General features: G+C 43.2%; 30 protein-coding genes. 7 read left to right on the top strand and 23 right to left on the bottom strand.

The genetic code is table 11. The annotated features are described in order from the left end of the window. Position 1: 1 nt before the first annotated feature. Genes CWC29_RS07415 through CWC29_RS07395 form a run of 6 tightly spaced genes read right to left on the bottom strand, consistent with a single transcriptional unit; the run spans position 2 to position 2,823 of the window. On the bottom strand, positions 2 to 997 hold the full coding sequence (locus CWC29_RS07415) for a hypothetical protein (protein ID WP_138524047.1): 996 nt from the start codon (positions 995 to 997) through the stop codon (positions 2 to 4). Then, positions 990 to 1,349: a hypothetical protein gene (locus CWC29_RS07410; RefSeq protein ID WP_010605418.1), complete on the bottom strand. Its 360-nt coding sequence runs from the start codon at positions 1,347 to 1,349 to the stop codon at positions 990 to 992. Before CWC29_RS07410 ends, CWC29_RS07415 begins: the two co-directional genes overlap by 8 nt. After that, on the bottom strand, positions 1,346 to 1,537 hold the full coding sequence (locus tag CWC29_RS07405; protein ID WP_235956542.1) for a hypothetical protein: 192 nt from the start codon (positions 1,535 to 1,537) through the stop codon (positions 1,346 to 1,348). Before CWC29_RS07405 ends, CWC29_RS07410 begins: the two co-directional genes overlap by 4 nt. A gap of 20 nt (positions 1,538 to 1,557) precedes the next feature. Further along, positions 1,558 to 1,680 (bottom strand): hypothetical protein, encoded by a 123-nt coding sequence (locus tag CWC29_RS23970; RefSeq protein WP_017217398.1) that lies wholly within the window; start codon positions 1,678 to 1,680, stop codon positions 1,558 to 1,560. 3 nt (positions 1,681 to 1,683) lie between these two features. Next, a complete protein-coding gene (locus CWC29_RS07400) occupies positions 1,684 to 2,004 on the bottom strand; it encodes a hypothetical protein (protein WP_138524043.1) in 321 nt (106 codons plus the stop codon). Between the two features lie 9 nt (positions 2,005 to 2,013). Next, positions 2,014 to 2,823, bottom strand: a complete 810-nt coding sequence (locus CWC29_RS07395; RefSeq protein WP_138524041.1) for a major capsid protein P2 — start codon at positions 2,821 to 2,823, stop codon at positions 2,014 to 2,016. Positions 2,824 to 3,136: 313 nt separating this feature from the next. Between CWC29_RS07395 and CWC29_RS07390 the strand changes: the two genes are divergently transcribed. Continuing rightward, a complete protein-coding gene (locus CWC29_RS07390) occupies positions 3,137 to 3,589 on the top strand; it encodes a hypothetical protein (RefSeq protein WP_138524039.1) in 453 nt (150 codons plus the stop codon). On the opposite strand, the gene CWC29_RS07385 is transcribed toward CWC29_RS07390, so the two are convergent. From CWC29_RS07385 to CWC29_RS07365, 5 genes are read right to left on the bottom strand one after another with little or no spacing between them, the layout of a single operon-like run. After that, positions 3,586 to 3,885 (bottom strand): hypothetical protein, encoded by a 300-nt coding sequence (locus tag CWC29_RS07385; protein WP_138524037.1) that lies wholly within the window; start codon positions 3,883 to 3,885, stop codon positions 3,586 to 3,588. The genes CWC29_RS07390 and CWC29_RS07385 overlap by 4 nt on opposite strands. A gap of 8 nt (positions 3,886 to 3,893) precedes the next feature. After that, positions 3,894 to 4,544, bottom strand: a complete 651-nt coding sequence (locus tag CWC29_RS07380) for a P-loop NTPase family protein (protein WP_138524035.1) — start codon at positions 4,542 to 4,544, stop codon at positions 3,894 to 3,896. Beyond that, positions 4,519 to 4,935: a hypothetical protein gene (locus CWC29_RS07375; RefSeq protein WP_138524033.1), complete on the bottom strand. Its 417-nt coding sequence runs from the start codon at positions 4,933 to 4,935 to the stop codon at positions 4,519 to 4,521. Before CWC29_RS07375 ends, CWC29_RS07380 begins: the two co-directional genes overlap by 26 nt. Beyond that, the gene (locus tag CWC29_RS07370; RefSeq protein ID WP_010605425.1) at positions 4,932 to 5,243 is read right to left on the bottom strand and encodes a zinc ribbon domain-containing protein; all 312 of its coding nucleotides are present in this window, start codon (positions 5,241 to 5,243) and stop codon (positions 4,932 to 4,934) included. Before CWC29_RS07370 ends, CWC29_RS07375 begins: the two co-directional genes overlap by 4 nt. Continuing rightward, entirely contained in the window at positions 5,236 to 5,430 is a 195-nt protein-coding gene (locus CWC29_RS07365) for a hypothetical protein (RefSeq protein WP_138524031.1), read from the bottom strand. The genes CWC29_RS07370 and CWC29_RS07365 overlap by 8 nt, the downstream gene beginning before the upstream one ends. A 1,287-nt stretch (positions 5,431 to 6,717) precedes the next feature. On the opposite strand from CWC29_RS07365, the gene CWC29_RS07360 reads away from it, so the two are divergent. Beyond that, positions 6,718 to 7,011: a hypothetical protein gene (locus CWC29_RS07360; RefSeq protein ID WP_010605427.1), complete on the top strand. Its 294-nt coding sequence runs from the start codon at positions 6,718 to 6,720 to the stop codon at positions 7,009 to 7,011. A gap of 145 nt (positions 7,012 to 7,156) precedes the next feature. Here the strand turns inward: CWC29_RS07360 and CWC29_RS07355 are convergent, their stop codons facing one another. The 7 genes from CWC29_RS07355 to ggt all read right to left on the bottom strand — a co-directional run bounded on the left by CWC29_RS07355 (position 7,157) and on the right by ggt (position 14,729). Then, complete coding sequence (locus tag CWC29_RS07355) at positions 7,157 to 8,437, bottom strand: S41 family peptidase (RefSeq protein ID WP_128728118.1); 1,281 nt, start codon at positions 8,435 to 8,437, stop codon at positions 7,157 to 7,159. A 45-nt stretch (positions 8,438 to 8,482) separates the two neighbouring features. Next, positions 8,483 to 9,055, bottom strand: coding sequence for a tRNA-(ms[2]io[6]A)-hydroxylase (locus CWC29_RS07350; protein WP_039495868.1), 573 nt, complete (start codon positions 9,053 to 9,055; stop codon positions 8,483 to 8,485). A 41-nt stretch (positions 9,056 to 9,096) separates the two neighbouring features. Beyond that, a complete protein-coding gene (locus CWC29_RS07345; protein ID WP_128728119.1) occupies positions 9,097 to 9,750 on the bottom strand; it encodes a sulfotransferase family protein in 654 nt (217 codons plus the stop codon). A gap of 2 nt (positions 9,751 to 9,752) precedes the next feature. Continuing rightward, a complete protein-coding gene (locus tag CWC29_RS07340) occupies positions 9,753 to 10,127 on the bottom strand; it encodes an MAPEG family protein (RefSeq protein WP_128728120.1) in 375 nt (124 codons plus the stop codon). A 56-nt stretch (positions 10,128 to 10,183) separates the two neighbouring features. Next, positions 10,184 to 10,888, bottom strand: coding sequence for an SIMPL domain-containing protein (locus tag CWC29_RS07335; RefSeq protein ID WP_045963762.1), 705 nt, complete (start codon positions 10,886 to 10,888; stop codon positions 10,184 to 10,186). A 212-nt stretch (positions 10,889 to 11,100) separates the two neighbouring features. Further along, on the bottom strand, positions 11,101 to 12,795 hold the full coding sequence (locus CWC29_RS07330; RefSeq protein ID WP_138524029.1) for an NAD-dependent malic enzyme: 1,695 nt from the start codon (positions 12,793 to 12,795) through the stop codon (positions 11,101 to 11,103). A 173-nt stretch (positions 12,796 to 12,968) separates the two neighbouring features. Next, on the bottom strand, positions 12,969 to 14,729 hold the full coding sequence (gene ggt / locus CWC29_RS07325; protein ID WP_128728121.1) for a gamma-glutamyltransferase: 1,761 nt from the start codon (positions 14,727 to 14,729) through the stop codon (positions 12,969 to 12,971). Between the two features lie 82 nt (positions 14,730 to 14,811). Here ggt and rrtA point away from each other — a divergent pair, with 82 nt between their 5' ends. Continuing rightward, complete coding sequence (gene rrtA, locus CWC29_RS07320; protein WP_128728122.1) at positions 14,812 to 15,396, top strand: rhombosortase; 585 nt, start codon at positions 14,812 to 14,814, stop codon at positions 15,394 to 15,396. 25 nt (positions 15,397 to 15,421) lie between these two features. Here the strand turns inward: rrtA and CWC29_RS07315 are convergent, their stop codons facing one another. The 4 genes from CWC29_RS07315 to CWC29_RS07300 form a co-directional block, all read right to left on the bottom strand. Beyond that, positions 15,422 to 17,905: a S9 family peptidase gene (locus CWC29_RS07315; RefSeq protein WP_128728123.1), complete on the bottom strand. Its 2,484-nt coding sequence runs from the start codon at positions 17,903 to 17,905 to the stop codon at positions 15,422 to 15,424. A 356-nt stretch (positions 17,906 to 18,261) separates the two neighbouring features. Then, complete coding sequence (locus CWC29_RS07310; protein WP_128728124.1) at positions 18,262 to 19,410, bottom strand: 5-(carboxyamino)imidazole ribonucleotide synthase; 1,149 nt, start codon at positions 19,408 to 19,410, stop codon at positions 18,262 to 18,264. 1 nt (position 19,411) lies between these two features. After that, positions 19,412 to 19,894, bottom strand: a complete 483-nt coding sequence (purE, locus tag CWC29_RS07305; RefSeq protein ID WP_128728125.1) for a 5-(carboxyamino)imidazole ribonucleotide mutase — start codon at positions 19,892 to 19,894, stop codon at positions 19,412 to 19,414. 132 nt (positions 19,895 to 20,026) lie between these two features. Next, complete coding sequence (locus tag CWC29_RS07300) at positions 20,027 to 20,233, bottom strand: hypothetical protein (RefSeq protein ID WP_128728126.1); 207 nt, start codon at positions 20,231 to 20,233, stop codon at positions 20,027 to 20,029. 129 nt (positions 20,234 to 20,362) lie between these two features. On the opposite strand from CWC29_RS07300, the gene CWC29_RS07295 reads away from it, so the two are divergent. Both CWC29_RS07295 and htpX read left to right on the top strand, forming a co-directional pair. Next, positions 20,363 to 20,896, top strand: coding sequence for a TetR/AcrR family transcriptional regulator (locus tag CWC29_RS07295; protein ID WP_128728127.1), 534 nt, complete (start codon positions 20,363 to 20,365; stop codon positions 20,894 to 20,896). A gap of 137 nt (positions 20,897 to 21,033) precedes the next feature. Continuing rightward, positions 21,034 to 21,894 carry a protease HtpX gene (gene htpX / locus CWC29_RS07290; protein ID WP_010604776.1) on the top strand — a complete coding sequence of 287 codons (861 nt, stop codon included), beginning with the start codon at positions 21,034 to 21,036 and terminating at the stop codon, positions 21,892 to 21,894. A 44-nt stretch (positions 21,895 to 21,938) separates the two neighbouring features. On the opposite strand, the gene CWC29_RS07285 is transcribed toward htpX, so the two are convergent. Further along, positions 21,939 to 22,418, bottom strand: coding sequence for a GNAT family N-acetyltransferase (locus CWC29_RS07285; RefSeq protein ID WP_128728128.1), 480 nt, complete (start codon positions 22,416 to 22,418; stop codon positions 21,939 to 21,941). 114 nt (positions 22,419 to 22,532) lie between these two features. On the opposite strand from CWC29_RS07285, the gene CWC29_RS07280 reads away from it, so the two are divergent. Both CWC29_RS07280 and CWC29_RS07275 read left to right on the top strand, forming a co-directional pair. Next, complete coding sequence (locus CWC29_RS07280) at positions 22,533 to 22,736, top strand: hypothetical protein (protein WP_010604778.1); 204 nt, start codon at positions 22,533 to 22,535, stop codon at positions 22,734 to 22,736. A gap of 187 nt (positions 22,737 to 22,923) precedes the next feature. Further along, the gene (locus CWC29_RS07275) at positions 22,924 to 24,429 is read left to right on the top strand and encodes a hemolysin (RefSeq protein ID WP_128728129.1); all 1,506 of its coding nucleotides are present in this window, start codon (positions 22,924 to 22,926) and stop codon (positions 24,427 to 24,429) included. The last annotated feature ends 57 nt before the right edge of the window (positions 24,430 to 24,486 follow it).

The following is a 24,486-nucleotide window of genomic DNA, read 5'->3' as shown; positions in this document are numbered from 1 at the left end:
CTTATTTTCTCCCTGCCATCATGGCGACAACGGTGACCCCAACGACACCCACCACGACATACATCATGGTTTTATTGGTTTGTAATGCGAGTTGCTGGCCGTCACTGCGGCTCATATTGTCAACGAACTGAAGCGCTTGCTTATGCGCCAGTCGGCTTTGGTCGGCTGCATCGCCATAGGCATCGCTTAGCGCATCTTGTGTACTGCCAATGGCAAGCCCTGCTAAGTCTGCGTTACTGGCCGCAACATCACGGGCTAAATCGCTGGTCGCGTTCGCAGTGAAGTACGCCATTTCTGATACACGTTCGTTGCTGTCATTCACGGCATTAACCGCATCCCCAAATAGGTTTGATGCAAAGTCGTTATTGGCTGCGTGCATGTCATTTGCTGAGTTGACGACCGCGCGGGCTAAGTCGCCATTTTCTAACATGGCTGTATTGGCCGTGTCGCTGGTAAACTGCATCGCGTCGAGCGCTAAGTTGCCGCCCATCTTTAGTGCATCTGATCCAAAATCAAGAGCATCTTGTGTTGCAGTCCCTACCTGACTCATTGCGTCATAGCCAAAATCAAAGGCGCGAGCGCTGTTATTCTCCGCAAAATCAAGAGCGCCTTGCGTTGCAGTCCCTACCTGACTCATTGCGTCATAGCCAAAATCAAAAACGCGAGCGCTATTATCCTCTGCAAAATCAAAGGCGCGAGCGCTGTTATTCTCTGCAAAATCTAGCGAATCGCGGTTAATATCAGAGCCGAAGTTAAATGCGTCTGACAGTGCATCAGATGCAAACTGTGTTTGATAATCGGTCATCGTTTGAAACGTATCGGCCATATCTGCACCGATGTTCGACATTGCGTCTACTAAACCATGATCTGTTTGTTGAATGTTGTATGTGTTGCCGTCCCCAACATTCATAAAGCCGTTGTTATCACCTTGAACCCCAAACGAAACACTGGTGTTATTGGTGGATTGACGGCTGGAACTTTTGGATTTACTACCCATTGAGAACCATCCTGTAAACTAAGTAACCGTTGATATCGGTCATTTCATATTGAAAGTGGTAAGCGCTAAGTAGGCGTGCCAGTGCCCGCCTTTTGGTATGAAATACGATTGAGGGGGCGCTGAGCTTTTTGGCAATTTGAACGATGTAAGGTGCCAACTGACCAAGGGCGCTGCCCTCGGCACACACGACACATAGGCCGTCTTGGTCGTTACGTAGTACCGCATAGCAAGCGTTGTGGTGGATAAAAACTGCGTGTCTGGCTCTTATCTCTTGTGCGATAGCTTCATAATCTGCGGGACTTCCAGCCGCCCGTTTAATCCGCCACAGCTCGCTAATTGGTGCTATGTTCATTTCTTCAAAAGGAACAGCGCCACTAAGGCAATACCGCCAATAATCAACAACTGATTGTTGTTATTGGTGCCAAAGGACACCCCGCCACCTGTGAACCCGTTACGCTGCGTTTGGTCACCTGTCGATGAGCTTGCACTGGAACTAATGGGACTGCCCGCCCCATTCGTCATGCCTGGCATTCCACCCATCGCGGCCCCCAGTAATGGCATCATTGTTCACCCCCTGCGGTGTACTTGCGGTAAAGGCTGCGTACTACTTCGGCCAGTAGTGCGCCTCCTGCAGCCACAGCCACACCATAGGCAAAATATTTCACGTTTCTTGGTGTCTGCATCGCTTATTTCCTTAGCAGTAAGCCAACCACCAGAAGACCACCAAAACCAAGCAAAAGCGTCTTTTGCGGTACACCAAATACAAGGGTCTCTTGCTGAGTTGAATTAGGTGTCGTTTTTGGAGTCTCGACCTGAACGGCTGCACCATTTTCTAGTTCAGGTGTGGCGGCATGTTCCAGCCGCCCCTGACCTGTCGAGTTCTTACGCGCCTTGACCGCCTCGAAATTGGCGTAGGCGCCAACTGCATCACTAAGGAATCCACCGATTTGCCCCAACCAAGAGGTTGGCTGCGGTGAACCTTGTGGCAGCATGGTTTGGTTAGACATTTAGCCCCCTTAGAATGAACTTGTGGCAAAGTCATCAAAGTAATACACCGCAACTTCGGCCTGTATTTCCTGCGTGCAGTCCACACGTAGGCGCATATCTCGAATAGCGGGATCTAATTTCAAGGTGTTGTACTTGTCACCCTCAAGACAGAAGTCGAGATAAAACTCGTCTGCGATTGGTGTGCGGCCATTCTGGCGCATGATGTGCTTGTGCAGCTCTAGCGGCACTGATTCACGCCACTTCACGTTGTCGACCAGAAATTCAACCCCTTCGACGCCCGGCGCTTTAATCGCAATCGCCATAATGCTTGCGTTCGTTGGGCGTGGCAGGTTGTCGATTTCAGTACGGCCATTGTTTAGCTTGTACACGAACGTTCTTCGCTTCATCAAAGTACCTGGCACGTTGGCCGCTGACTTTTCAGCAAAGCATTCGATAACTGGCGCTGTGGCTTCTTGTGCAATGTCAAAGCGAATTTGTGCGGTGTTTAGCCCATTTGTACCCAATGCAAAGAAGCGTTGCTCTATGAGTTCAGGATAAAGCGCACTGGACATGTCATCGCGTACAAAGTGCCACGTTGCAATCCCTGCTTTCACTTCACGCTTAAAACGTGTGTTTTCTTCGATAAGGTCTTGCAATGTGCTGTACTGCGTAACCAATCGGCCATTGAGTTCAAGGCGCACGTTGGTAATTTGTGACGGTTTTACCCCTGAATACTGCATGTGAATGCGGTCATAGGTCATGCCGATTGGTAATGTCTGAGACACACTGGCTTTAGGTGCTACACCTGAAATGGTTGGTAAAGCTACAATCTCGCGCATCTTCTACCCCCTAGTTGATTAGTCGTTTAACTGGGCGAAGCGGTGAGGCTTTATTGATGACCGCGAGAATAGCGATTGTCATGCCTATAGTGATAAGGCGGTTTTTACTAAACATGTATTTATCTCCGTTATTGTCTGAATTGACAGCGCGAAGATATGCCCTTTTGCTATGGGCTGTTTGGGCTATAACTAAAGCTATTTTTGGTGGGTAAAGTTTTTTTGTCGGTAGCTTTAGCTAAATTATTTTGATTGTTGTTACATTATTCAAATTGAGATAGAATTTGATTTGTGTAACATTAATCAAGGAAAAGTCATGGTCGAGATTGAAGTGATCCAATTCCCAACTGGCACGACAATGTTTAAAAACTCTGCAAATGATGCTTTCGCTACACTAGGTACTGATGGCTCATTCACCTTTGAATATGCGCCAGATGGGAAAAAGCCGACTATCGTAACTTGCTTACCCATAACAACAGACTTAGATATTTTAAAAAACACGTACTATAAAACTGGGCTAATCAAACATACTAGCTTAGTAGAAAGTGATTTCTTACCTATTGGCCATGGTGGTAAACGAGATGGAGCTGGTCGGCCACGTTCCGAAGAAACAAAGACACCTTATCGCGTCACTGACGAAGAAAAAGAGATGATTTTACGATTGCGCAGGATTTCAAAGAAAGGTGAAGTTTCGAAAAGCGCTTTGATGAAGTACCTATCTGGTAAACTGGATAAACTAGAAGACAACCCCTTGGCCGAGTTGCTTTAGTCTATTCTGTAGTTACTGAGTGGTATGGTTTTACCGTCTTCGGTCACGAAACAATGAAACGATGTGTAATGCGTTTGTAAGCCCATCGTTTCACCTACATCTAGGCACATACTCTCACCAAAGAACTGAGCAAACCAAACAACCCCTAAAGTAATTAGCGAGAGTACAAGAAACCCAATTAAAATGATTGCCATGAACTCACCGAATAGTTGCTCTATCAAATCGAAGATAAAGCCAAAAATAAACAACGGTGCCATGAACAGGCGGAGCATGAGGTCAAATATATATAAAATCATAGTTATCCTTAAAACTTGATAGTTTCCATTGTGGCCGCATCCGTTCCTTTACGGATCCAATATTGAACCTGCTTGCGGTGGATGTTTTGAATTGACTGTAATTTCTCTAATGTGATACCCATTTCAGCGGCCATATACTTAGCGCTGGCCGTTGTCTTTAGTGCACCACACCATGTGTATTCCACTTGGTTCATAATCGTTTTGTCCGCTTCCTGTGGACGCTGGGTGATAGCGCATAGCCGCCCGCCATATTTGCGCACCTTGCGGCATAATTGCCCCCAGTGGAAACTCGCCTTACTCACCCGTGTAACGTCTGCGATTTCATCCGCGATTATCGTCATTGGTGCAGCAGCATGAGCCAGCGCAAAGGCGATTGCCGAGAACTGCTCGAAGTTTTCCTCTGTAGGCGCTACAGTCAAGGCACACCGTATAGGCCCGAAACCGCTCTTTTTAGCGAGTTTTAAGAATGCCTCTAGGCTGCGTACTCTCGGGAGCGGGTAATCTTCTTCAGGGTCCCATGCAATAATCCTACGCTGTTTAAAATCCACCGTTTCACGTAGGAACGCAGATTTACCGCTACCAGAAGCACCAACGATGAGAATGTTTTCATTCGGTAATGATGGGTCTTGTCGCTTAGCTGGCCGCTTTGCTCTGGTCATCTTCACCCCCGTTAATTTCGATTTCTTCTTGAATTTGCATATCTGTGATAATGCGCGGTGCAAAGATGCCTGTTACTACGGCCACAGCCGCCCACGTTGGCGATAGATTCATATCTGGCACAAGTGCATCCATTGCTTTGCTCAGTTCCTCGGCTTCCTCTGGTTGCAAGTTCCAGTGATCACCATTACGCCTTGCCATGTAACCTGTGGCAAACTTTGCGACAATCACGGTCATATCGCCTGCGCCCACTGAAACGGACTGACCACCGCCCTCACTTGCCATTATCTCGCCCGTTATTTCTGGGCTGTCTGTCTCAAAGCTTGAAAAGTCTGGTTGGCCTAGTTCTTCTGCAATTGTGTCTATTGCTTGCTGATCTGCTTCGTTGCTCATGCGTCGTCATCTCCAAATAATGCGGTAAATATTCCTGATTTTTGTTTTGCTGCTTTGAGCTGTGCCTCTCTGGCAAGCTCTGCGGCTTCGTGGGCGGCTTCTTCAGCCTCAGCGCCAGTTAATGGGCGCATATTGTTAGTGAGCCACCATTGACCGCCCTCTAAGGTGATCTGCACGGTTCCACACGGGCCTTTGGGGCCGTCGTAGCATCGGTAGTACAATTTTGCGTTTCGGCTCGCCTGACGGTGTACTGTGGCGTCACTGCCGCAATGTGGACACGTAACAACGCCCAAAACTTCATTAGCCATTCGCGCCCCCTTGTTGATGCTCAGGTTCAAATACAACGCTGCACAGCATCGCGATGACCTTACGCTGAGACTTAGCCAGTGCAATTGCTGGCGCTTTGATGTTGAGCGGGCTGGCCTTTTCTACCTGCTTTTCAAGTACAGCTATTCGCTCTAACTCATTGAATATCTTAGATTTTGTATCACTCAAAACTCTATCCTTATGATTTTATTGAAAAAAACGAAAATTGTGGATAAGTGGACAGAATCCCTAGCGGGATTGCTGACACACTTACCGCACAACTCAATAAGCCGTGGATATGTGGACAAAAGCCCTTGCGGGCTTGTTGACGCACATACCGCACCGCCCTATAAGATTTTTTGTTTGCTATGAAATGAACAGGTCATGTTTTTTTGCGCCCAAAGGGCGCGATAATGAAAGCCCTTGCAGGGCCTTGCTCCTCACTTACGCCCTTGGGGTTGTATGGGGTGAAAATAACCCCCTTTTCACCCCAGAAAAAGGATGGCCCCTCGCGGGGCGATTCATTGGGTTTATAATGCCTCCCGTAGGTCGAAGCTCTTCACCCTTGCTACATCTTCGCTGCGCTTCAGATGCAGCAAGCCCCTTACGAACCGCTAAAGAACTAACCGAACTGAATCGGTATCTAAAGCTAATCGTAATGTCGGCGCTGCATCTGAAACGCTATAGGTAGGCTTGGCAAGTAACGCTAAAGCTAGTGTTACTTGCCAAGCCCTGCTTCAGATGGCGGGACGTTGTGGTAAACGTTCCGCAAGAGTGACTATTCAAGAGCTTTCAACCTAACGCTCCCCTGTTGCCGCCTGCTCACTCTCATAGCTTTGGCCGTATTCCTAGTGGTCATGAGCGGGAGTTTGCGAAACTCCTATTATCCCCTTTGGGCGCTTCTCCTAGCCGTAGCGCTATCGCTTCGTACAGGTGGGGCTATTGACAATGTTCCCGTGATAACCCCATTCGGGCACTCAACCCGCACGGCTAAAGCGTACTGCTCCACTTACACTATGATCCAAAGCAAATACGAAACCCTAAAGCCGTTTATTTAACGAGTGCTTATAGCTAAAGCTACCGTGATAGCTTTAGCTATAAACACGGATGTTCAGGCTGACCTTTTACTGGCCACAGACTCACTAATCAGCTTTGAGTACCTGTCACGTTGAACTCTAATTAATGCCCTTTGTTGAGCAGTTAAAGAACGTAGATAACGGAATTTAGCGCTTGCGCTTAATGAACACATAAAATCACCTTGGCTTGGTTATGGGTAAATATTCACCTTGGCTTAATTTTTGTTTTGAAAAATAGCTACCGAGTAAACACTCAGTAGCTAAAGCCAAGGGATTGTTTCCAGTTGAGAAAACCAGTAACGAGGTGAACTTTATACAGTCCAGACTTACTACGCAAGCTGGCCTACCTAGTGCAAGCTGGCCTGACTACGTCTACAATCAGAAATAGGGATTATTGTTGATGATGAGAAAACTTATGAAAATAACCAACTCAATTGAGCTGCTTGATTGGTTTAAAGCCGCGATAGACGTTGAATCTGACTACATGGTCGCTAAGCTAACAGGCTTAACCACACAGTCAGTTAGTGCCGTAAGGAATGGAAAGAACGAGTTTTCAGAATATACAGCCTTGAAACTACTTTTAGTGGGTGACCATCCAGAAGCCCTTGAAACTATGGCAATTTTACAGGCTTTTAAGGCTGAGAAGAACGGCGATGAAGAAGCTGCAAAATTTTGGCGGCAAAGTGTTGCGTAAGCAGCATTTTTCCCCCGTCAATTTGCGGGTAAATAGCATGTTAAAACCGCACCACTTCTACTGTCCAGACAATCGGTAAACTTATGTTTTATATTATGTTAAATACGATAAATTAAAAGAGAGACTAGCTTACTCTCTTATACAATCAAAATTTCGTTGGATGTTTACGGGATACTTTTTGACCTGAAATCGTTTTCGAATGTAAAACTGACACTGCTGTTTCTAATGCTACGTCTTTACCATTTTTATCCATGTCGCCAGCCACGATTATATTTGGTTCGAAGTCTTCACGAAAACCACCATTTACGTGATATAAACGTTCAAATCCAACTTCAACCCAAGCGTCACTTTGAGCAAGGTCGAGACGTTTGATCCCGCCGAGTAAATCAGCCATCGGTGCACCAATTATTGCATCCGCACCCAAAGCATCAAAACCTATTGTCATTCCTTCTCCAATGCTGCCAGTCCAGCGTCCAGCAAGTACGACAAACGGAACCTTTATCTGTTGCTTTGCTGGTTTAGTGAGTGCGTCTTTTAACTCTGATTTGTTGAATTGTACAGTTCCTGTTTGCGTACGGTACTTTTGATATACGCTTGGCGCAGCAGTAAAATGTCCAAGTATGGGTTCTGCTACGCCTGTATTTCCGCCGCTGGGAGTATTTCTAAGGTCAATAATATAACCTTTCACTTCACCTAGAGACTTTAATGCAGCCTTAAACTCAGCAACGGTTTGGGTGTTACCCATGGCGTTATTAAATCGAATATGACCAAATTCATCTATTTTTTCGTAGGATACTTTAGGCCCATTGCCTAGCGCATTTATTGCATCGTAACTTGCGGCAAGTTCGACGGTGACTAACTTTGTATCCCTTTTAAATTCAATTTCGCGTGTTTTATAACGTTTTCCTCCTAACGCAACATTCAGTGCGTAACTCTTCTGAGCCTTATTTAATTGACTCAATGGCACCTGCATTACGTCTTGGATGGCTTGAGTTATCGTATTTCCATCTATCTTCACCACGATATCTCCGGGTTTTAATCCTTTAACATCTGCATCGCTGCTACGCTTGACGTCAATAATAAGTGCACTGTTATCATAGAATTCGACATACATATCTGCACCTGTTGGATAGACACTGTAATCCTCTTCATTTAATGGACCTAGATTGAGATGCGGATCTGTAAAGTGGCGTAAATATGCTTGGCTTAAGTCAATAAAGGCCTGCTTCGAGTCTAAGTTATTTAACTTCTTTTCAAATAACTGCCGAGTTTGTTGGTAACCTTTAAAGTCCTCTAAATAAGCGTAATGGGTTTGCAAGTTATGATCGAGTTCTTTCCAAGCATTCAATGCGCTAAAGGTCTCAGCTTTTGCTGCAAAATTTGAAGTTAGAATGAAGCTGGTGCATAAAAAAGCACTTAATTTCATATTGTTATGTCCTTGTTATTATTATTTAATCCCAGTTATTTCATACTAATGAAGCGCAGCGCTAAATGGAATGCCTTTGCAGATATCTGCTTCTGCGATGAGAATTTCTTCTAGGCGGTTATCTATTGTTAATTTGTCGAAATACTCATAGCCGAGCTCCACAAAGAGGTTTTTATGCTTTTCTTCTGACTTAGCAATGGCAACATAAAAGTCTTTCTCTTTGCCTTCAGGAAGCGCTTCTGCAACTAAAGAAAAACGCTCATGGCCCCTAGCCTCAATTACTGCGCCAATCAGCAATCTATCAATTAAATATTCATCTGTGCCTTGGCGGAAAAGTGCGCGCATTTGTTTTATATAGGGGTCTTTTTGATCGTTACCTAGTAGCGTACCACGCTCGGTTAAGATCTTAAGTACCTGTTTAAAATGGATCATTTCTTCTATTGCGAGATCTGCCATTGCTTTTACCAGCTTGATCCTATCTGGGTAATGACCAAGCATTGCCATCGCCATTCCCGCTGCTTTTTTTTCTGCAGCGGCGTGATCTTGAAGAAAGGTATCAAAGTCGGCTAGGACTTTTTCAGTCCAGCTAAAAGGTGTGTGATATTTTAATTCAAACATAATTCTATCTTGTATATACATTTGTAGTGAGTATAACAAACTCAAGGGCTTGAGCGAACTTGCATGCTAAACAGCGTCGTGTCTTTATCTGCTTTGCCATTACGTGTTGATCCCACTTTATTGGGATGTGAAAACCACTTCCATGCAGTTACTTTACCGCCGATATTAACATGCGGGATGATCACTTTGTCTTGAGTTACACCGATAAATTCGGCAAGCGTGTGTTCGGCATCAGTCGCGGTTAGGTTGACCATAATAAAAGGAATATGATTCATTTTTGCAAAGTTAAGTACCCTATCATGATGCTTACTATAACAACCCCGCCAATAACCATCATCTTCAAAATGTTTTTCAAAATCAGGAAAAGTTTCTAAATAACAACGCTTAATGGTGTCGTTAAAGCCCCCTCTTTGTGACAGTAAATTTTCTTTCATTGCCGTCATCAAACGTTTAATTGAGGGAAGCCATTGCTCTAAATCTCGTGTTAACTGGATTATTTTGGCTTCAGGATATAAAGCATATAATTTTTCATAGTCAGCAAAGACAGGAGTATCAGCAATAAATTCAGCATTGTCCAATGCTTGCCTCGTGTATGCAGTGTGTGCTGTTTTGTATCCAGCACCTAATGCAGCAATACATAGGCTTGTTGTGCCGGTTCGGGGTAAACCCGTCACCAGAAATTTTTGTTTTGTCATAGTTAGATAAAGTAATACACGAGGTTGAATGACGCTAAAATAAGTATTACTCCATATGTTGTCGCCATCGCTACTTTTCTGATCGATAAGTTAGTTTTACCGAGTGCAACATAGTGTGCAACTCGAGAAAGCAAAAAAGCGACGCCAAAAGCATGAAGTAGATACGGGTTGATTTGCTGAGTTTCGAGTAACAACATCATTAACAGTACGAAAGGTGTGTACTCGATAAAGTTGCCGTGGATCCGAATTGCACTTTGCAGTTCATCGATACCACCATCTCCAAGCGATACTTTATGTCTGTGTCTGAGTGATATTATGTTAAAACTAAGTTTAATATAGATTAGTGCCAGTAATGCCGCATATAAACCAGTGATCATAAAAAGCCCTCCAATGGAGGGCTTAGTGTATAAGTTTAATTAGTTTACAGCCAGTATTACTCAATTAAGTAAACAGCATAGACTTCCGCGTTTAATGTAATTGCACCTGTGTTATACGCATTTTTGTATGCGCCTTGATCTGCTTCCATCGCCATTGCTGCAGAGCGCACGTAGGGCTGAATTGGCGTTTGCATTGGTTGGAATGAAACTGAGTACAGTTTTGCTAACTCAACATCAAACTCGCCTGCTAGTTCTTTAGCTGCTTTCTTTGCATCTTTAATGGCGGCTTTTTTGAGGCTTTGCAGATATTTGCCTTCATTTTCAACACCAAATTCTGTGTTATTGAACTGATTGATGCCGCTGTCTACAAACTCTTGAAGTAACTCTGGGTATTTTTTGATGTCTTTAAGTTTTACAGTCAAGCTTCGGCTCACACGAAAACCATCAAACTCTTCTTCATTTGATTCGCGATTGTAGCGTGTCTGTCTGTAAACATTCAGTTGCTCCGCATGAATATCGTCTTCTTTAATATCGAAGCGTTTAGCGATTTCGATAGCCTTAGCCATAATCTTATCGACGTTTTCTTTGGCTGTGGGTAGCGATTTTTGCTTTTCGGTAATGGCGACACGTATGGTTGCAACATCGGGTTGTACTTGAATAAATGAAGTGCCTTTAACATATAAATGCGGCGAGTCAGGCAATGCGCCCGCAAAGCTAAATCCAGATAAACATAATGCCAGTAAGCCAGTTAAAATTCGCATCTTTTGCTCCTAAAAAGTGATACCTGCATATTCAAGCATATTTCAATTAACAACTACTGAATTGGATTTCAAGGTAACAAACTTTAACAAAATGAGCGATTATCACTTTGAGAGGTTATATGTGGTACTCCCAAATTTTGTGCGTGATTGATAAACAAAATCACCGCCAATATGAGTTGGCGGCGATTTTTGTTTTAGTTAAGTAAAAGCAATTAGACGCTACAGCGTTTGTAATTTCTATACTTAGGGAGCCAATAGTTTTTCTCTATCGCGGCCCAAATTGCATCGTCTTCCATTTCAAGTGCAACGCCCTCTTCCATTGCTTTTTTAGCAACTGCAAAAGCAATACGCTTACTCAACGGCTCAATTTCAGTTAGTGCTGGTAGTAGGCTACCTTTGCCGGTATTAGCACGTGGTGATGATTCAGCAAGCATTTCGCTAGATACCATCAACATGCTATCTGTAATACGGTTCGCTTTAGCTGCAAGTACACCGAGGCCGATCCCTGGGAAGATATAACTGTTATTACATTGCGGTATGATGATTGTCTGCTCACCATACACTACAGGCTCAAATGGGCTTCCAGTAGCTACAATTGCTTGACCATCAGTCCACTCAATCACATCTTTTGGATGCGCTTCAACTTGGCGTGACGGATTACTTAGTGGGAAAATAATCGGCTGCTCGCACCCTGCATGCATCGCACGGATCACTTGCTCTGTGAATAGGCCCGCTTGACCTGATACACCAATTAAGATGTCTGGTTTTGCACAGTGCATTACATCTAATAAAGATGCAAATTCACCACTGTATGTCCAATCCGCAAGGTTTGCTTGTTGTTGAACTAGCGCTTCTTGGAAATCTCTTAGCCCTTCCATGCCTTCTGTCAGAAGGCCAAAACGGTCCACCATAAATACTTGGCTTCTCGCTTGCTCGTCGGTTACCCCTTCTGAAATCATTTGGCTAATAATTTGCTCAGCAATACCACAGCCAGCAGAGCCTGCGCCAACAAAAACTACTTTTTGTTCCGAGAGTTTCGCTCCTTTCACGCGGCAAGCGGCTAATAGCGAACCTACAGTAACCGCAGCGGTGCCTTGGATATCATCGTTAAAGCTACAGATTTCATCGCGGTAACGTTTCAATAACGGCATTGCGTTAGGTTGTGCGAAATCTTCAAACTGTAACAGCACATTAGGCCAACGGCGTTTAACCGCTTTAATGAATAGATCCAGGAATTCGTCATATTCAGCTTGGCCGATACGCGGGTGTCTTGCGCCCATGTACATTGGGTCATTGAGTAGCTTTTCGTTGTTTGTCCCAACGTCAAGCATAACAGGCAGCGTGTAAGCTGGGCTGATCCCACCACATACGGTGTAAAGTGCCAGCTTACCGATAGGAATCCCCATACCACCAATACCTTGGTCACCAAGGCCTAAAATACGTTCACCATCTGTAACCACGATAACTTTTACTTTGCCTTTAGTGGCATTTCGTAAAATATCGTCGATTTGATAACGGTCTTCATATGAAATAAACAAACCACGAGAACTACGATAGATATCAGAAAACTTCTCACATGCATCACCTACTGTTGGGGTGTAGATGATTGGCATCATTTCTTCCAAATGATCGCGTACTAAACGGTAATACAGCGTTTCGTTGTTGTCCTGAATCGCACGCAAGTAGATGTGCTTATTTAGGTTGTCGCTAAAGCTTGAATATTGCTGATAACAACGCTCAACTTGCTCTTCAATTGTTTCATAACGAGGAGGAAGTAGTCCTGCTAAGTTGAAATTTTCACGCTCGCGTTGAGAGAATGCACTCCCTTTGTTAAGCAGTGGCGTTTCTAATAATGTAGGACCTGAATAGGGAATGTAGAGATAATTTGGATCGGTTTGTTTAGTCATATTTACAAGCTTGACACTAATTTTTTAGTCTAAGGGTTCATTATTGTCGAAAAGGATTAAATTACAATGAATTTAGTGCTCATCAGACCATTATTAACGCGCTCCAGAGCACGTTAAACACAATTTTTCTGGAACGCGAAATTATAGCCTAAAAGCACTTAAGAAACCACGGCTTATTCGCTGCTTTCACCGAGAGCAACACCTTCTCTTCTTGGATCTGCGCCACCAATTAAATGTGTTCCACGAACCTCAATGGCATGTAGTCCTGAGTTTAAGTCACGGATCTGTACTTTATGGCCTTTTTTCTCAAAGTAAGGTACTTGTTTTGTCAGCTCAGTGCCTTTTTCAAGCGTTGTGTACTTATTGCGATTGGTGATTTTTGGTAAATCAATTGCTGCCTGCACAGATAATCCCCAGTCCAAAACACCAACTAAGGTTTGAGCAACATAGTTAATAATACGGCTGCCACCAGGCGAACCGACTATTAATTTAAGCGACCCATCTTTATTGAACACCATTACGGGTGCCATAGAGCTTCTTGGACGTTTGTTTGCTTCTACCCTGTTTGCAACCCATTTATCCCCTACTTTTGGAGAAAGCGCAAAGTCGGTTAATTGGTTATTGAGTAAATATCCGTTGACCATCACCGTCGAGCCAAATGCCATTTCAATCGAGCTTGTCATTGAAATAGCATTACCCTCTGCATCTACAATCGACACATGGCTCGTTGAAGGTAATTCATAGCTATCATCCATAGCATAAGCGAGTGTGCCCGAAGTTGGGTCGCCTACTGGAAAGTCGTGATTATCTATGTCGCCGATAAGTTTGCTGCGGCCTAGTAGATATTGTTCGTTAAGCAATGCTTTTGCTGGCACTTCAACAAAATCAGGATCAGCAACGTAAAAGTCTCTATCGGCAAACGCTAGGCGAGACGCTTGAGTAAAGAGGTGCAAAGCTTCTGGATCATTTGCCTTATACTTACCTAGGTCGTACGGTTCCAACAGTTTCATCATTTGCAAAACGGCAATACCGCCACTACTAGGCGGTGCCATAGAGCAAACTTTATATACACGATATTCAGTACAGATAGCGTCTCGAGTTTTGCTCTTATAATTTTCTAAGTCGCTCAGCGTCAATTTGCCAGGTGCGATTTCAGACTTTTGCACAGCTTCCACTAATTGGGTGGCATTTTGCCCTTCATAAAAGGCTTGGATCCCTTGTGTTGCTACCTTGTAGTATAGGTTTGCCAAAGGCAGATTCTTTTTAAGGGTCCCTGGTTGTAGTGCTTTACCATCCGGATAGAAATATTCTTTTGCAGGACTGAGCTTTGTCAAACCAGGATTGAGTTTCTTTTCAAGCAGCATGTTTAAACGTGGAGAGACAATAAATCCATCTCGAGCTAATTCAATCGCTGGCTTGAATAATTCTTGCCACGGCAGTTTACCGTATTTGTCGTGTGCTGATTTAAACGCGTGCAGAATACCAGGCACACCAACAGAGCGACCGCCCACAACCGCCTCAATCCATCTAACCGCATTACCCGAATCATCTAAAAATAGATCAGAACCTGCAAGCTTTGGTGCGGTTTCTCTACCATCAAAACTAATTAATTCATTGGTTTTCTTGTCGTAGTGCAGGATAAACGCCCCGCCACCCACGCCCGAAGATTGCGGCTCAACCAAAGTAAGCACAAGTTGAGTCGCTATCATGGCATCAACCGCACTTCCCCCTTTTGAGAGCATCAATTGACCTGCTTTACTCGCATAGGGGTTGGCAGCAACGACCATGTACTTTTCTGCGGTGCGTGCTTCTTTAGATTGGAAGCCGGTTGCGGCTTCCGGCTCTCTAATTTCGATTTTTTGTTGCTCAGCTAAGGTGTTGGTTGAAAAGCTGAATGCGGCAATCACGGTTAGTGATGCAAGTGTATGTTTCATAATACCCACTTTGCTTACGTCTTATATTTGGCATCATAAAAGCAATTAGGCACAATATGCAAAAATAATAACGTGAAATCGTATGTTTGAACTTCCAACGAACAAAGAATATCTCATTGGCCCTGCGTCTTTGGCGATATTATCAACAATACTAATGTTGTTCGGGCTTGGCCCACACTTAGATTTTGACAGAAATGCAATTGCTGATGGTGAATTATGGCGTATTTTGAGCGGCCAGTTTACCCATAGTAATTGGTATCACTTGATGCTAAACCTGCTTGGTATCTTATTTATTTGGCTATTACATGCCGAGTATACAAGACTAAGAAAATATTGGCTGAATGTGTTTTTTCTTGGCCTCTTTACCGGGCTCATGATCTTGCTATTTTCCCCAAACATTGTTGTATATACAGGCTTGAGTGGCTTATTACATGGGCTTATCGTATGGGGAGCGCTTGAAGATATTAAGCGCAAGCTAACAACTGGATATCTGTTGTTTATTGGTGTGTGGGCAAAGGTATGTTGGGAGCAATATGCGGGTGCAAGCGCAGATGTAGCCAAACTGATAGACTCGAGAGTCGCCATTGAAGCACATCTATTTGGTGCGGTTGGTGGTGTGGTTTTAGCTGTTATCTATTTATTTTATAAAACAAAAAAGCCAGCTTAAGCTGGCTTTTTATCCACTCATTTGATTACAAGTTTTCTTTGAACAACTTGTATATACGACGGTATTCATCCAACCAACTTGATGGCTGTCTAAAGCCATGGGGTTCAACTGGATAAATCGCAGTTTCAAAGTCTTCCTTTTCTAGCTCAATCAGGCGTTGCACCAAACGTACAACGTCTTGGAAAAACACGTTATCATCAACCATAGGAGCATTGATCAGTAGCTTGTTTTTCAAACCTTCAGCATGATAGATAGGCGAACTGCGTTTGTATGCAATTGGGTCTACATCTGGGCGATTAAGGATATTTGAGGTATACGGGTCGTTGTAATAGGCCCAATCGGTGACTGGACGTAAAGCCGCGCCTGCTTGGAATAGATCAGGCTGAGTAAATAGCGCCATAAATGTCATAAAGCCGCCGTATGAACCGCCGTAAGTACCTACAGCACCACGGTCAACATTAGCGTTGTTCACCATCCACTCGACACCGTCTGCCAAATCTTCGATTTCTGGTTTACCCATATGACGATAGATTGCCGTTCTCCAGTCTCTCCCGTAACCTTTAGAGCCACGATAGTCCATATCCATGACGACATAGCCTTCGCTCGCAAGAAGTGAATGGAACATAAACTCTCTAAAGTAGTTAGACCAGCCCATATGTGAGTTCTGCAAATAGCCCGCACCATGGTTAAAGATCACAGCCTTACGATTTTTACCCGTTTCGCCTTCTTGATAATCTGCCGGGTAATATACTTTTGCGTAGACAGGCTCACCTTGATGGCTTGAAGGAACCGCGACAATCTTAGGTGCAATTAGCTTCTTATTTAAAAACGCATCTGAGACTGTATTAGTGAGTCGTGACACCGCTGCTTTTGGCGCTGCATCCGCCACATAAAGTTCTGGAGGCATCATGATTTTTGAGTGAGTTAACAACAGCTTTTGCTCATCTGGGCTTAGCTGGTAATCAGTCAGGCCATCTAAATCTGTTAACTGCTCGTCTTCACCGCTTGCCAAATTGACGCGATAAATTTCGTATAAACCGGGGTGATCTTTATTGGCTTTGTAATAAACAAATTGATTATCGTGGGTTAAGGTTGGCTCAGAAACCACAAACTTCCCTGCGGTCATTGCTTTTGCTTTACCGTTAAGCGGCTTAACATAAAGCTGACTATATCCAGTTTGCTCTGAAAGATAGTACAAAGTGTCTTGGTTGTTTAACCAGCCAAAATCATTGTAGGTGTAGTTGATCCATGCATCATCGTGTAGGCGGTGCTGAGAAACGAATTGTTGTTTATCAAAATCAACCGTCGCTAACCACCTGTCTTTATTATCCCAAGCACCGAGCATCACCGCGACTTGAGAGCCGTCACTATTCCATTGAATAGCAGATTGACTCCAGCCCCATGTGTCGATCAGATTGATATCACGTGGGGATTTTTCACTCTTATATGATTCACCTTTTGCCTTAGCATTTTCGCGTTTCACCTCGGCTAGTACATCTTCATCAAAGCCCGGCAAAGTATCATAGCTTAGCGTGACTTGCTCTGATTTTACTAAATCAATGAAAATCACATCAGAACTTATTGGTTTAGTGTCTGCAACGCGGCGACGAGCTTTCACCGGATCAATGTCACCGCTTTGACTGACGTAGTTAGGCATGATGTCAGAGTCGGAACGACTCGGTTTATCGTCCGTGATCACAGCGATTAACTTGTCACCCGTAGGTGCAAGGCTAACTGAGATAAGCGTTTTTCCTTTACCAAGATAAAACTGGTTATCTTGAATGCTTGCGTTATTCGCTTCTATCTCTTGATTTCTCGCTTCTCGATCTTTGCTGTTTTTGTGCGTTAGCGCGACGAATTGAATAAGCTTATGTTGCTGCTCAGCGATATATCCACTTGGCTCTTTTACCCCTTCAGGCTTATCCGCTAAATGTAACTTTACCAGTTCTTTCGTTAAGCCAGTGGCTAAATCAAACGCAAACAGCGTATTGCCTGAACGGTAAGCTAATCGGTTATCGCTTAAAAATTGCGGTGCATACTCATAGTTCGACGAATGAGTAACTTGTGTTAAAGCGCCAGACTTCAGGTTTTTAACGAATATGTTGCCCTTAAATTCATAAGATTGTAGCGTCCTTTCTTCATTATAGACCGCGTTTGCAGCACCAACGGCGTGCAAATCCGACAGTGAAACTGCTTCGCTTGTTTGTGCGCTACTGACTTTAAATAGATCTCTTAACTCTGAACCAGCTTGCTTACGCTTATAGAAAACGGTTTTGCTATCAGCTCCCCAGTACGCGCTTTCTGGTTGTCTTCCCAACCAATCAGGATGCGCCATTGCTTGTTTTAAGGTGATCTGCTCACCACCGAAATCAACGGGAGTAGCAACGACTTGTGGGACTGGTGAATTGGCTTCTACTTGTTGTGGTTTTGGGCTTACTTCAGTGGTTTGACAGCCAGAAAGGAATAAACCTGAAGCGACAGCCATCGAGATAAGAGAGAGTTTCAACATGTGACTTTCTTATAATAGTTAAATTTGCTTAATTTAAGCAGAAAGCCAGCGGAATATCGACAGATTTAAGATTAAAAGCACGATGGGTGGGACAAAAAAAGGCCAGCATAGGGATGCTGGCCAAATACTCTCTGCGCTCACATAGTCGTTGATGGACAACGAGTATGAAATGAGGCCTATCCGCGCCTCACAATAGTAGACCGCACTATCAGAAAAGAGTTCCAAAAATAACAGTAAAAAAATTAAATTTTTTATATCCAACCTGAGCTCTGTTATAAATAATGAGTTAACTCAATAATTATCATAAGCTTAGGTTTTTAGTTAACAATGGACCTTTTTCGCTAAAAACAGTAGTACTAATTCAAAATTAATTGTTGAGCGGTTTCCATGACCCCAGGGTAATCTGCTTCTGGCAAGATTTCAGCAAGCTCTGCTAGCGCTTCACCTAACTTATGAAGTGAGTCAGCTGAAACGTTGATATGCCCCATTTTTCTGCCCGGTTTCGCATCTTTACCATACCAGTGGCTGGTTGTCCCTGAAACAGCAAGAACTTGCGATGGAATGTGACTTTGCCCTAAAACATTAATCATCGCGGTTGGGCGAAGCAATCTTGTATCGCCAATAGGTAAACCTGCAACGGCACGAATATGGTTTTCAAATTGACTCACATGGGCGCCTTGTTGAGACCAATGTCCTGAATTATGTACCCTAGGAGCTATTTCATTAACCAATAATTGACCTTCAACATCGAAAAACTCAATAGCAAGTACACCAACATAGTCAAGTGCATTCGCGAGTTTTGCAAATGCGTCTTCCGCTTGCGCTTGAATATTAGCTTTTTCTTTCCCAGCAATCGATAGAGTCAGTACACCATTGGTGTGCTGGTTTTCAGTCAGCGGATAAATTTTACATTCACCATTTTTAGCGCGCACACCAATAATTGATACCTCACGATCAAACGGTATCATTTTTTCAGCAACGATGGAGTGTGGTTGTGCTTCAGTGCCTGCTTGCAAAAACTCCGACATTTCGGCCCAAGTGTTGTCTATTTCAGACTCTGATTTTACTCGCCATTGCCCTTTCCCATCATAGCCTGCCTGACAAGTTTTAACGACCAACGGCATGCCTAACTCATTAATAGCTGTGAGAAAATGCGTTTTATCGGTAATGATTTTAAAAGGAGCACAAGGCACAGATGTTTTATCTAGTAGCGCTTTTTCTTTCGCGCGGTCACCGCCAGTGGCTATCGCTTCTGCGCCAGGATAAAACTTACCGCTTTGTTCGCAAAGCGCTAAAACATCATGTGGAATATGTTCAAATTCGGCAGTGATGGCATCAGCCTTGTCAATGGCTTGTTGTAATGACTCTGGTGTTGTTGCAAAGGTAACGGGGTTTATTACCGTTTGGCTGCCAACATCATAAGCCAACACTTTTATATCAAGATGAGTTGACGATAGACTCATCATACGGGCTAATTGTCCCGCCCCTAAAACAAGAATATTCATGTTATTTCGCAGGATCTGGATTAGCTAGTACAGTTTCTGTTTGTTCTTTTCTGAACGCTTCTACTTTTGCAAAAATTTCTGGCTGCTGACAACCTAAAATCTGAGCTGCTAGCAAACCTGCGTTTGCAGCACCAGCGTCACCAATTGCTAACGTACCTACCGCAACACCTTTAGGCATTTGGCAAATTGACAGCAATGAGTCCACGCCATTTAGTGTTTTTGATTTTACTGGAACGCCAAGTACAGGCAGACTTGTGAATGCTGCCGCCATACCCGGTAGGTGTGCTGCACCGCCAGCACCGGCAATGATAACTTTGATCCCACGTTCTGCTGCTGTCGAAGCATAATCCGCTAAAAGCTGTGGAGTACGGTGAGCTGAAACCACTTTAGTTTCATAATCAATACCAAATCTATCTAACATTTCAGCTGCATGTTGCATTGTAGGCCAGTCTGATTTTGAGCCCATAATGATGCCAACGGTCATAATAATTCCTCGACTAATTTTGAACGATACAGGGCTAAGGTCCTTCACACCTTAGCTGCGGGCATTATACCTGAGTTCGTCTTTAATGCGAAGAATCAACTTATTGCAATTATCACGCGATGGCACCCTGAGTTATTTAGACACCACCAATTCTTCAATACTTAATGCTTTCGCACGCTTAAAGTGAGAGAAAAACGTTTTAGGACCCATAATTAAGCATAACACCGCCAGACCTCCTGGGATCAGCACCATTTTTAAAGCTGGGCCAAGAATATAGCTGTAAAAGAAGATAAAAGGGACGAACAGAATGTATCCGATGAATAAGCTCAAATATTGCATAACAACTCCTATTGAAATTTAATGAGCACGCTCAATTATAATAATGAGCGCGCTCATTATTTGCAAACTTTATCTCTTAAATAATCTGAAATTGTGCTACAATCCTGGCGCAGATAGAAAGGTAACCATATGAAAAAAAGAGAAATTACGTACAATAAAATTCTCCGCGTTAGTTGGCAGCTCTTTCAGGACAATGGGTTTGAAAACACTACCACTCGGCAAATTGCCCAAGCTGCAAATGTAGCGACAGGAACAGTTTTCTCTCACTTTCCCACTAAGCTCGATATGCTCAAAGTCGCAATGCATAATCAAATAGATGAGCTAATTAATGAAGCGAAAACATCAGATAAGCAGCATAGTGCCAGCTTAAAATTACACCACTATGCAAAGTATTTATTTGCTTTTTATCTTAGCAATAGAGATTTCAGTAAAGAGCTGCTTTGTGGGATTATTTGGCATGGCGAATTCTTTACTGAACAACTTAATTTGTTTAAACATTTGTTATTCAGTGAGCAGGAATACAATGAATTGAAAGCAACCGTTATGATGGATTGCTACTTTATGACCTTATTAGAAGGGTTAAGCAATGAACGTAGCTCTGTTGACCAAATGTTGCATTCCTTATCTCAGAAATTGAAATTGGTTAGCCAACCATCTGTATGATGTGTTTTTATAAAATATTCATACGAATTTACTTGTGCTTTTGAGCTTCTGACCATATAAAGCATGTAGGACTAATGTAATAAGCAAGTGCTTGGGAAAAGTTACTTAGTTCCTTATTTTTGTCTAACGAGGTCAAAATGAAACGCGTCATCTTATTCCTTATCACTAACTTAGCAGTGATGCTTGTGTTAGGGATCGTGTTATCTATCCTAATGTCTGTATTTGGTATTTCTAGCCGAAGCTATACAGGCATAATGGTTATTGCTGCCGTATTTGGATTCGGTGGTTCTTTTATATCTCTTTACATGTCTAAGTGGATTGCAAAGAAATCTACAGGTGCCCATGTTATTGAGCAACCACGAAACGAAACTGAACATTGGTTAGTTTCTACTGTCGCAGAGCAAGCTAAAAAAGCAGGAATAGCAATGCCAGAAGTTGCGATTTACGACAGCCCTGAAATGAATGCATTTGCAACCGGGCCGAGTAAAAATAACAGCTTAGTTGCTGTAAGTACTGGCCTACTCCACAACATGAATCAAGACCAGGCGGAAGCTGTCCTGGCGCATGAAGTGTCGCACGTGGCGAATGGTGACATGGTTACACTTACCTTGATACAAGGTGTTGTAAATACCTTTGTTATATTCTTCGCTAAAGTATTGGCCGGTATTGTTGATAACTTCTTGAATGGCGATGAAGAAGAATCAGGTGGAAGCTGGACATATTTTATCTTTGATATGATATTCCAGATCCTCTTTGGTATTTTGGCTTCTGTTGTTGTCGCTTACTTTAGTCGTAAACGAGAATTCGCAGCGGATAAAGGTGCAGCGGATTTAGTCGGTGCGCAAAAAATGCGTTCAGCACTAGAGCGTTTGAAGCACAACCATGAATCGCAATTAGAAGGCTCAATGATGGCTTTTGGTATTGCTTCAGGTAAATCTATTGCAGACTTCTTTGCTTCTCACCCGCCACTAGATGAAAGAATTAGAGCACTTTCGTAGCTCTTTTCACATTCGTACTAGGGCAACGATTAAGTTGCCCTTTTTTATACCTCAATTTTATACAGATTACTTCCAACAGCGCTAAACCCTAAACGCTTGAGTAGATTTAATGAACGTTTATTATCGGCAGATACATGCGCCAAAATCACATTGAGCTCAAACTCAATTTGGCTTTTGTTTGCAAATAGACAACATAATGCCTCAAACATCACGCCTTTCCCCCAATAATCAGGCATTAATTCATATCCAATATGTAGGCCCTCAATATCACCGCCTTCATGATAGAAACCAATACAACCAATCACCGCTTTAGTGCTTTTACACACAAGGCAAAAACGTCCACCCCTACCTTCATATTGACGCTCAATATCCATTTGGATCATACATTTAAGATCTACTTCAGTGAGGTTATCACCGTAATCGTTATGCGCTTTTACCTGCGGTAAATTAAGTAGCGCTAATAACTGCGGATTATCTTTGTGCCTTATGGGCCTGATGACTAGCCTTGGTGTTTCAAATTCCATAAAATGCTCAGGTCTAAGTATCTGGTGCAATGGTAGCACTGATTGCAGCAAATACACCTTCAATATTATAAGCGATTGTATTGCTTTATAATTTAGCATTTTTGGAGAATGAATATGAGTCAAGAGTTTACCGTTATCCCCCCAACGACAAAGGTTTACTGCCCAGAGAGAGGTGAAGGTTGGACGTTAACGGGCATTACAGGGATCGATGAAAACGCATCAGTGATGTTCTCTGGCGTACGCTATACCATCTCAGCAAAAGAAATCGTTGAGTCATTATTACCAAACTTTAAAAATAGGCAAGAATCAAATAATTAATACTTTTTAATTATTTCACTGTTGTAAAAGTGTAAATTATGATCAATTATAGCGCTAGATTGCAAAGTCAATAATGGAAGCGCCCGCCTTAAAGGATTAAGTCATCGCATTGAGTTGGACTTAATTGCGAAGACATTGCTTTGTGTTGTTTTAAGTTACAGGACGTAAACTTTTTAGGGTTCCTGCTATGTTAAAAGCATCACTCACAACACTTGGTTTAATCTCAACATTACTTTCCACATACACCTATGCAGATAGTTGCCCAGGTCAGGTTTTTGGTATTAACGCTGGCCGCGGCGATATTGGTATTTTGTTTGGTCTAGATGAAGGTGCAGGACAAGCCAGCGCCAATAGTTTAGCCGCTTTTAGTTCGGCTGCACTCGCCTTTGATACTAGCAGTGCACGTTGGTACTATGCATCCGCACCAAGGCCAATCGACTATAAAGTTGATACCAGTCATCTAAACTTACCAGCTGACGCAGATATTCCCATTGAAGGTAAAAAACATCGCTATGTTCAATTGGCATATTTTGATGGAACCTCTCATACCATAGTCGGTAGAACGGCTTATTTGGTGGGATTGGCATATGACAGCATAAACGATAGGCTCATTGGAACGAGTTACGATTCTATTTACAGCATAGATAAAAACACAGGCGACGCGACTAAGCTCTCGGATCTCCCCTCACTGGCGGGAAAATACCGCGGCGATCTTGAGTTTTATAATGGTCGCTTAATCCTAGTCACTAGTGCAGCCGTTTACCAAGTTAATACCAACGACTTTTCTGTGACTAAATTATCTGATCACGACTTAACTTCCGTTACAGGGGCAAGCCTTAATAGCAATGGAGAGCTTATTATCAGTCGCGTTATCATTAATGACGCTGGACACACCAACAAAAGCGCGATTTATAAACTAAACCCTGATACAGGAAGCACCTGTTATATCAATACATTACCAATAAGAGTAAATGACCTTGCATATAACCCAAATGGCAGCAGTACATGCTATACCGTTTCTGGTTGCGGCGGTACACCAACCCCTCCTTCGCCACCGTCTTTTACGTTAACGAGTATTGAAAACGCGGTTTATGAGGGAAGTACCCTTAGCTATCAAATTACCTTAAGTAACGCCTTCGAGCAGGACGTCAGCTTTTCGGTGGCGGTCAATGATGTGACAACGCAATCAGATGACTACGTAGCACCACCTACCTCATTGGAAATACCGGCTGGCAGCACAACTGCTACCATTCAAATAGCAACAATAGACGATACTGAGTACACTGGCGATCGGGAACTCTCTTTGAGCGTAACAGGCGTGAGCAATACCTCAGGCAATGAAACCCTATCGGGAAACATACTCGACAATGAAACCGCATGTGTGCCTGACAACTATACGAGGATCAATTACGCGTTCGTCAAAGAAGACTCGTTATTCAATAATGACTGGGGTATCAAAGTAAACGGCCAATATATTAAATTGCTTGATGAATACGGCAGTGCCGGCAGCTATGATATCCTTCAAGGACAATCCTTTACCTATGTGCTCGCTATTGATGGTAACAGTAATGCTCTATCAACCAAGTACCAAGTTTCAGGTACCAACCAACGTTGGGAAGACCAAAACGATAACGATTACAATGACTTTGAGGTCAGTGTGACAACACAAACCATTCAAAAAGGTTGTAACTAACAGACTCAAAGCGGCTTACTACTTTTAGAAGCCGCTTTGTTTAAACCTGAGGTTTGG

It is taken from the genome of Pseudoalteromonas galatheae, assembly GCF_005886105.2.
In the GTDB taxonomy this organism is placed as follows: domain Bacteria; phylum Pseudomonadota; class Gammaproteobacteria; order Enterobacterales; family Alteromonadaceae; genus Pseudoalteromonas; species Pseudoalteromonas galatheae.
Note: the sequence above shows the minus strand (reverse complement) of the source record. Positions and strands in the feature narration are given on the sequence as shown.

Bases quoted from the DNA above. Each gene is read 5' to 3' on its own strand.
- CWC29_RS07345 (WP_128728119.1), bottom strand. From the start codon at position 9,750: ATGACAAAACAAAAATTTCTGGTGACGGGTTTACCCCGAACCGGCACA.
- CWC29_RS07300 (WP_128728126.1), bottom strand. From the start codon at position 20,233: ATGCAATATTTGAGCTTATTCATCGGATACATTCTGTTCGTCCCTTTT.
- CWC29_RS07340 (WP_128728120.1), bottom strand. From the start codon at position 10,127: ATGATCACTGGTTTATATGCGGCATTACTGGCACTAATCTATATTAAA.
- CWC29_RS07275 (WP_128728129.1), top strand. From the start codon at position 22,924: ATGTTAAAAGCATCACTCACAACACTTGGTTTAATCTCAACATTACTT.
- CWC29_RS07380 (WP_138524035.1), bottom strand. From the start codon at position 4,544: ATGACCAGAGCAAAGCGGCCAGCTAAGCGACAAGACCCATCATTACCG.
- CWC29_RS07405 (WP_235956542.1), bottom strand. From the start codon at position 1,537: ATGGGTGGAATGCCAGGCATGACGAATGGGGCGGGCAGTCCCATTAGT.
- CWC29_RS07370 (WP_010605425.1), bottom strand. From the start codon at position 5,243: ATGGCTAATGAAGTTTTGGGCGTTGTTACGTGTCCACATTGCGGCAGT.
- CWC29_RS07410 (WP_010605418.1), bottom strand. From the start codon at position 1,349: ATGAACATAGCACCAATTAGCGAGCTGTGGCGGATTAAACGGGCGGCT.
- htpX (WP_010604776.1), top strand. From the start codon at position 21,034: ATGAAACGCGTCATCTTATTCCTTATCACTAACTTAGCAGTGATGCTT.
- CWC29_RS07415 (WP_138524047.1), bottom strand. From the start codon at position 997: ATGGGTAGTAAATCCAAAAGTTCCAGCCGTCAATCCACCAATAACACC.
- CWC29_RS07350 (WP_039495868.1), bottom strand. From the start codon at position 9,055: ATGTTTGAATTAAAATATCACACACCTTTTAGCTGGACTGAAAAAGTC.
- CWC29_RS07395 (WP_138524041.1), bottom strand. From the start codon at position 2,823: ATGCGCGAGATTGTAGCTTTACCAACCATTTCAGGTGTAGCACCTAAA.
- CWC29_RS07390 (WP_138524039.1), top strand. From the start codon at position 3,137: ATGGTCGAGATTGAAGTGATCCAATTCCCAACTGGCACGACAATGTTT.
- CWC29_RS23970 (WP_017217398.1), bottom strand. From the start codon at position 1,680: ATGCAGACACCAAGAAACGTGAAATATTTTGCCTATGGTGTGGCTGTG.
- CWC29_RS07400 (WP_138524043.1), bottom strand. From the start codon at position 2,004: ATGTCTAACCAAACCATGCTGCCACAAGGTTCACCGCAGCCAACCTCT.
- CWC29_RS07360 (WP_010605427.1), top strand. From the start codon at position 6,718: ATGATGAGAAAACTTATGAAAATAACCAACTCAATTGAGCTGCTTGAT.
- CWC29_RS07315 (WP_128728123.1), bottom strand. From the start codon at position 17,905: ATGTTGAAACTCTCTCTTATCTCGATGGCTGTCGCTTCAGGTTTATTC.
- CWC29_RS07335 (WP_045963762.1), bottom strand. From the start codon at position 10,888: ATGCGAATTTTAACTGGCTTACTGGCATTATGTTTATCTGGATTTAGC.
- CWC29_RS07375 (WP_138524033.1), bottom strand. From the start codon at position 4,935: ATGAGCAACGAAGCAGATCAGCAAGCAATAGACACAATTGCAGAAGAA.
- CWC29_RS07355 (WP_128728118.1), bottom strand. From the start codon at position 8,437: ATGAAATTAAGTGCTTTTTTATGCACCAGCTTCATTCTAACTTCAAAT.
- rrtA (WP_128728122.1), top strand. From the start codon at position 14,812: ATGTTTGAACTTCCAACGAACAAAGAATATCTCATTGGCCCTGCGTCT.
- CWC29_RS07330 (WP_138524029.1), bottom strand. From the start codon at position 12,795: ATGACTAAACAAACCGATCCAAATTATCTCTACATTCCCTATTCAGGT.
- CWC29_RS07310 (WP_128728124.1), bottom strand. From the start codon at position 19,410: ATGAATATTCTTGTTTTAGGGGCGGGACAATTAGCCCGTATGATGAGT.
- ggt (WP_128728121.1), bottom strand. From the start codon at position 14,729: ATGAAACATACACTTGCATCACTAACCGTGATTGCCGCATTCAGCTTT.
- CWC29_RS07385 (WP_138524037.1), bottom strand. From the start codon at position 3,885: ATGATTTTATATATATTTGACCTCATGCTCCGCCTGTTCATGGCACCG.
- CWC29_RS07285 (WP_128728128.1), bottom strand. From the start codon at position 22,418: ATGGAATTTGAAACACCAAGGCTAGTCATCAGGCCCATAAGGCACAAA.
- CWC29_RS07280 (WP_010604778.1), top strand. From the start codon at position 22,533: ATGAGTCAAGAGTTTACCGTTATCCCCCCAACGACAAAGGTTTACTGC.
- CWC29_RS07295 (WP_128728127.1), top strand. From the start codon at position 20,363: ATGAAAAAAAGAGAAATTACGTACAATAAAATTCTCCGCGTTAGTTGG.
- purE (WP_128728125.1), bottom strand. From the start codon at position 19,894: ATGACCGTTGGCATCATTATGGGCTCAAAATCAGACTGGCCTACAATG.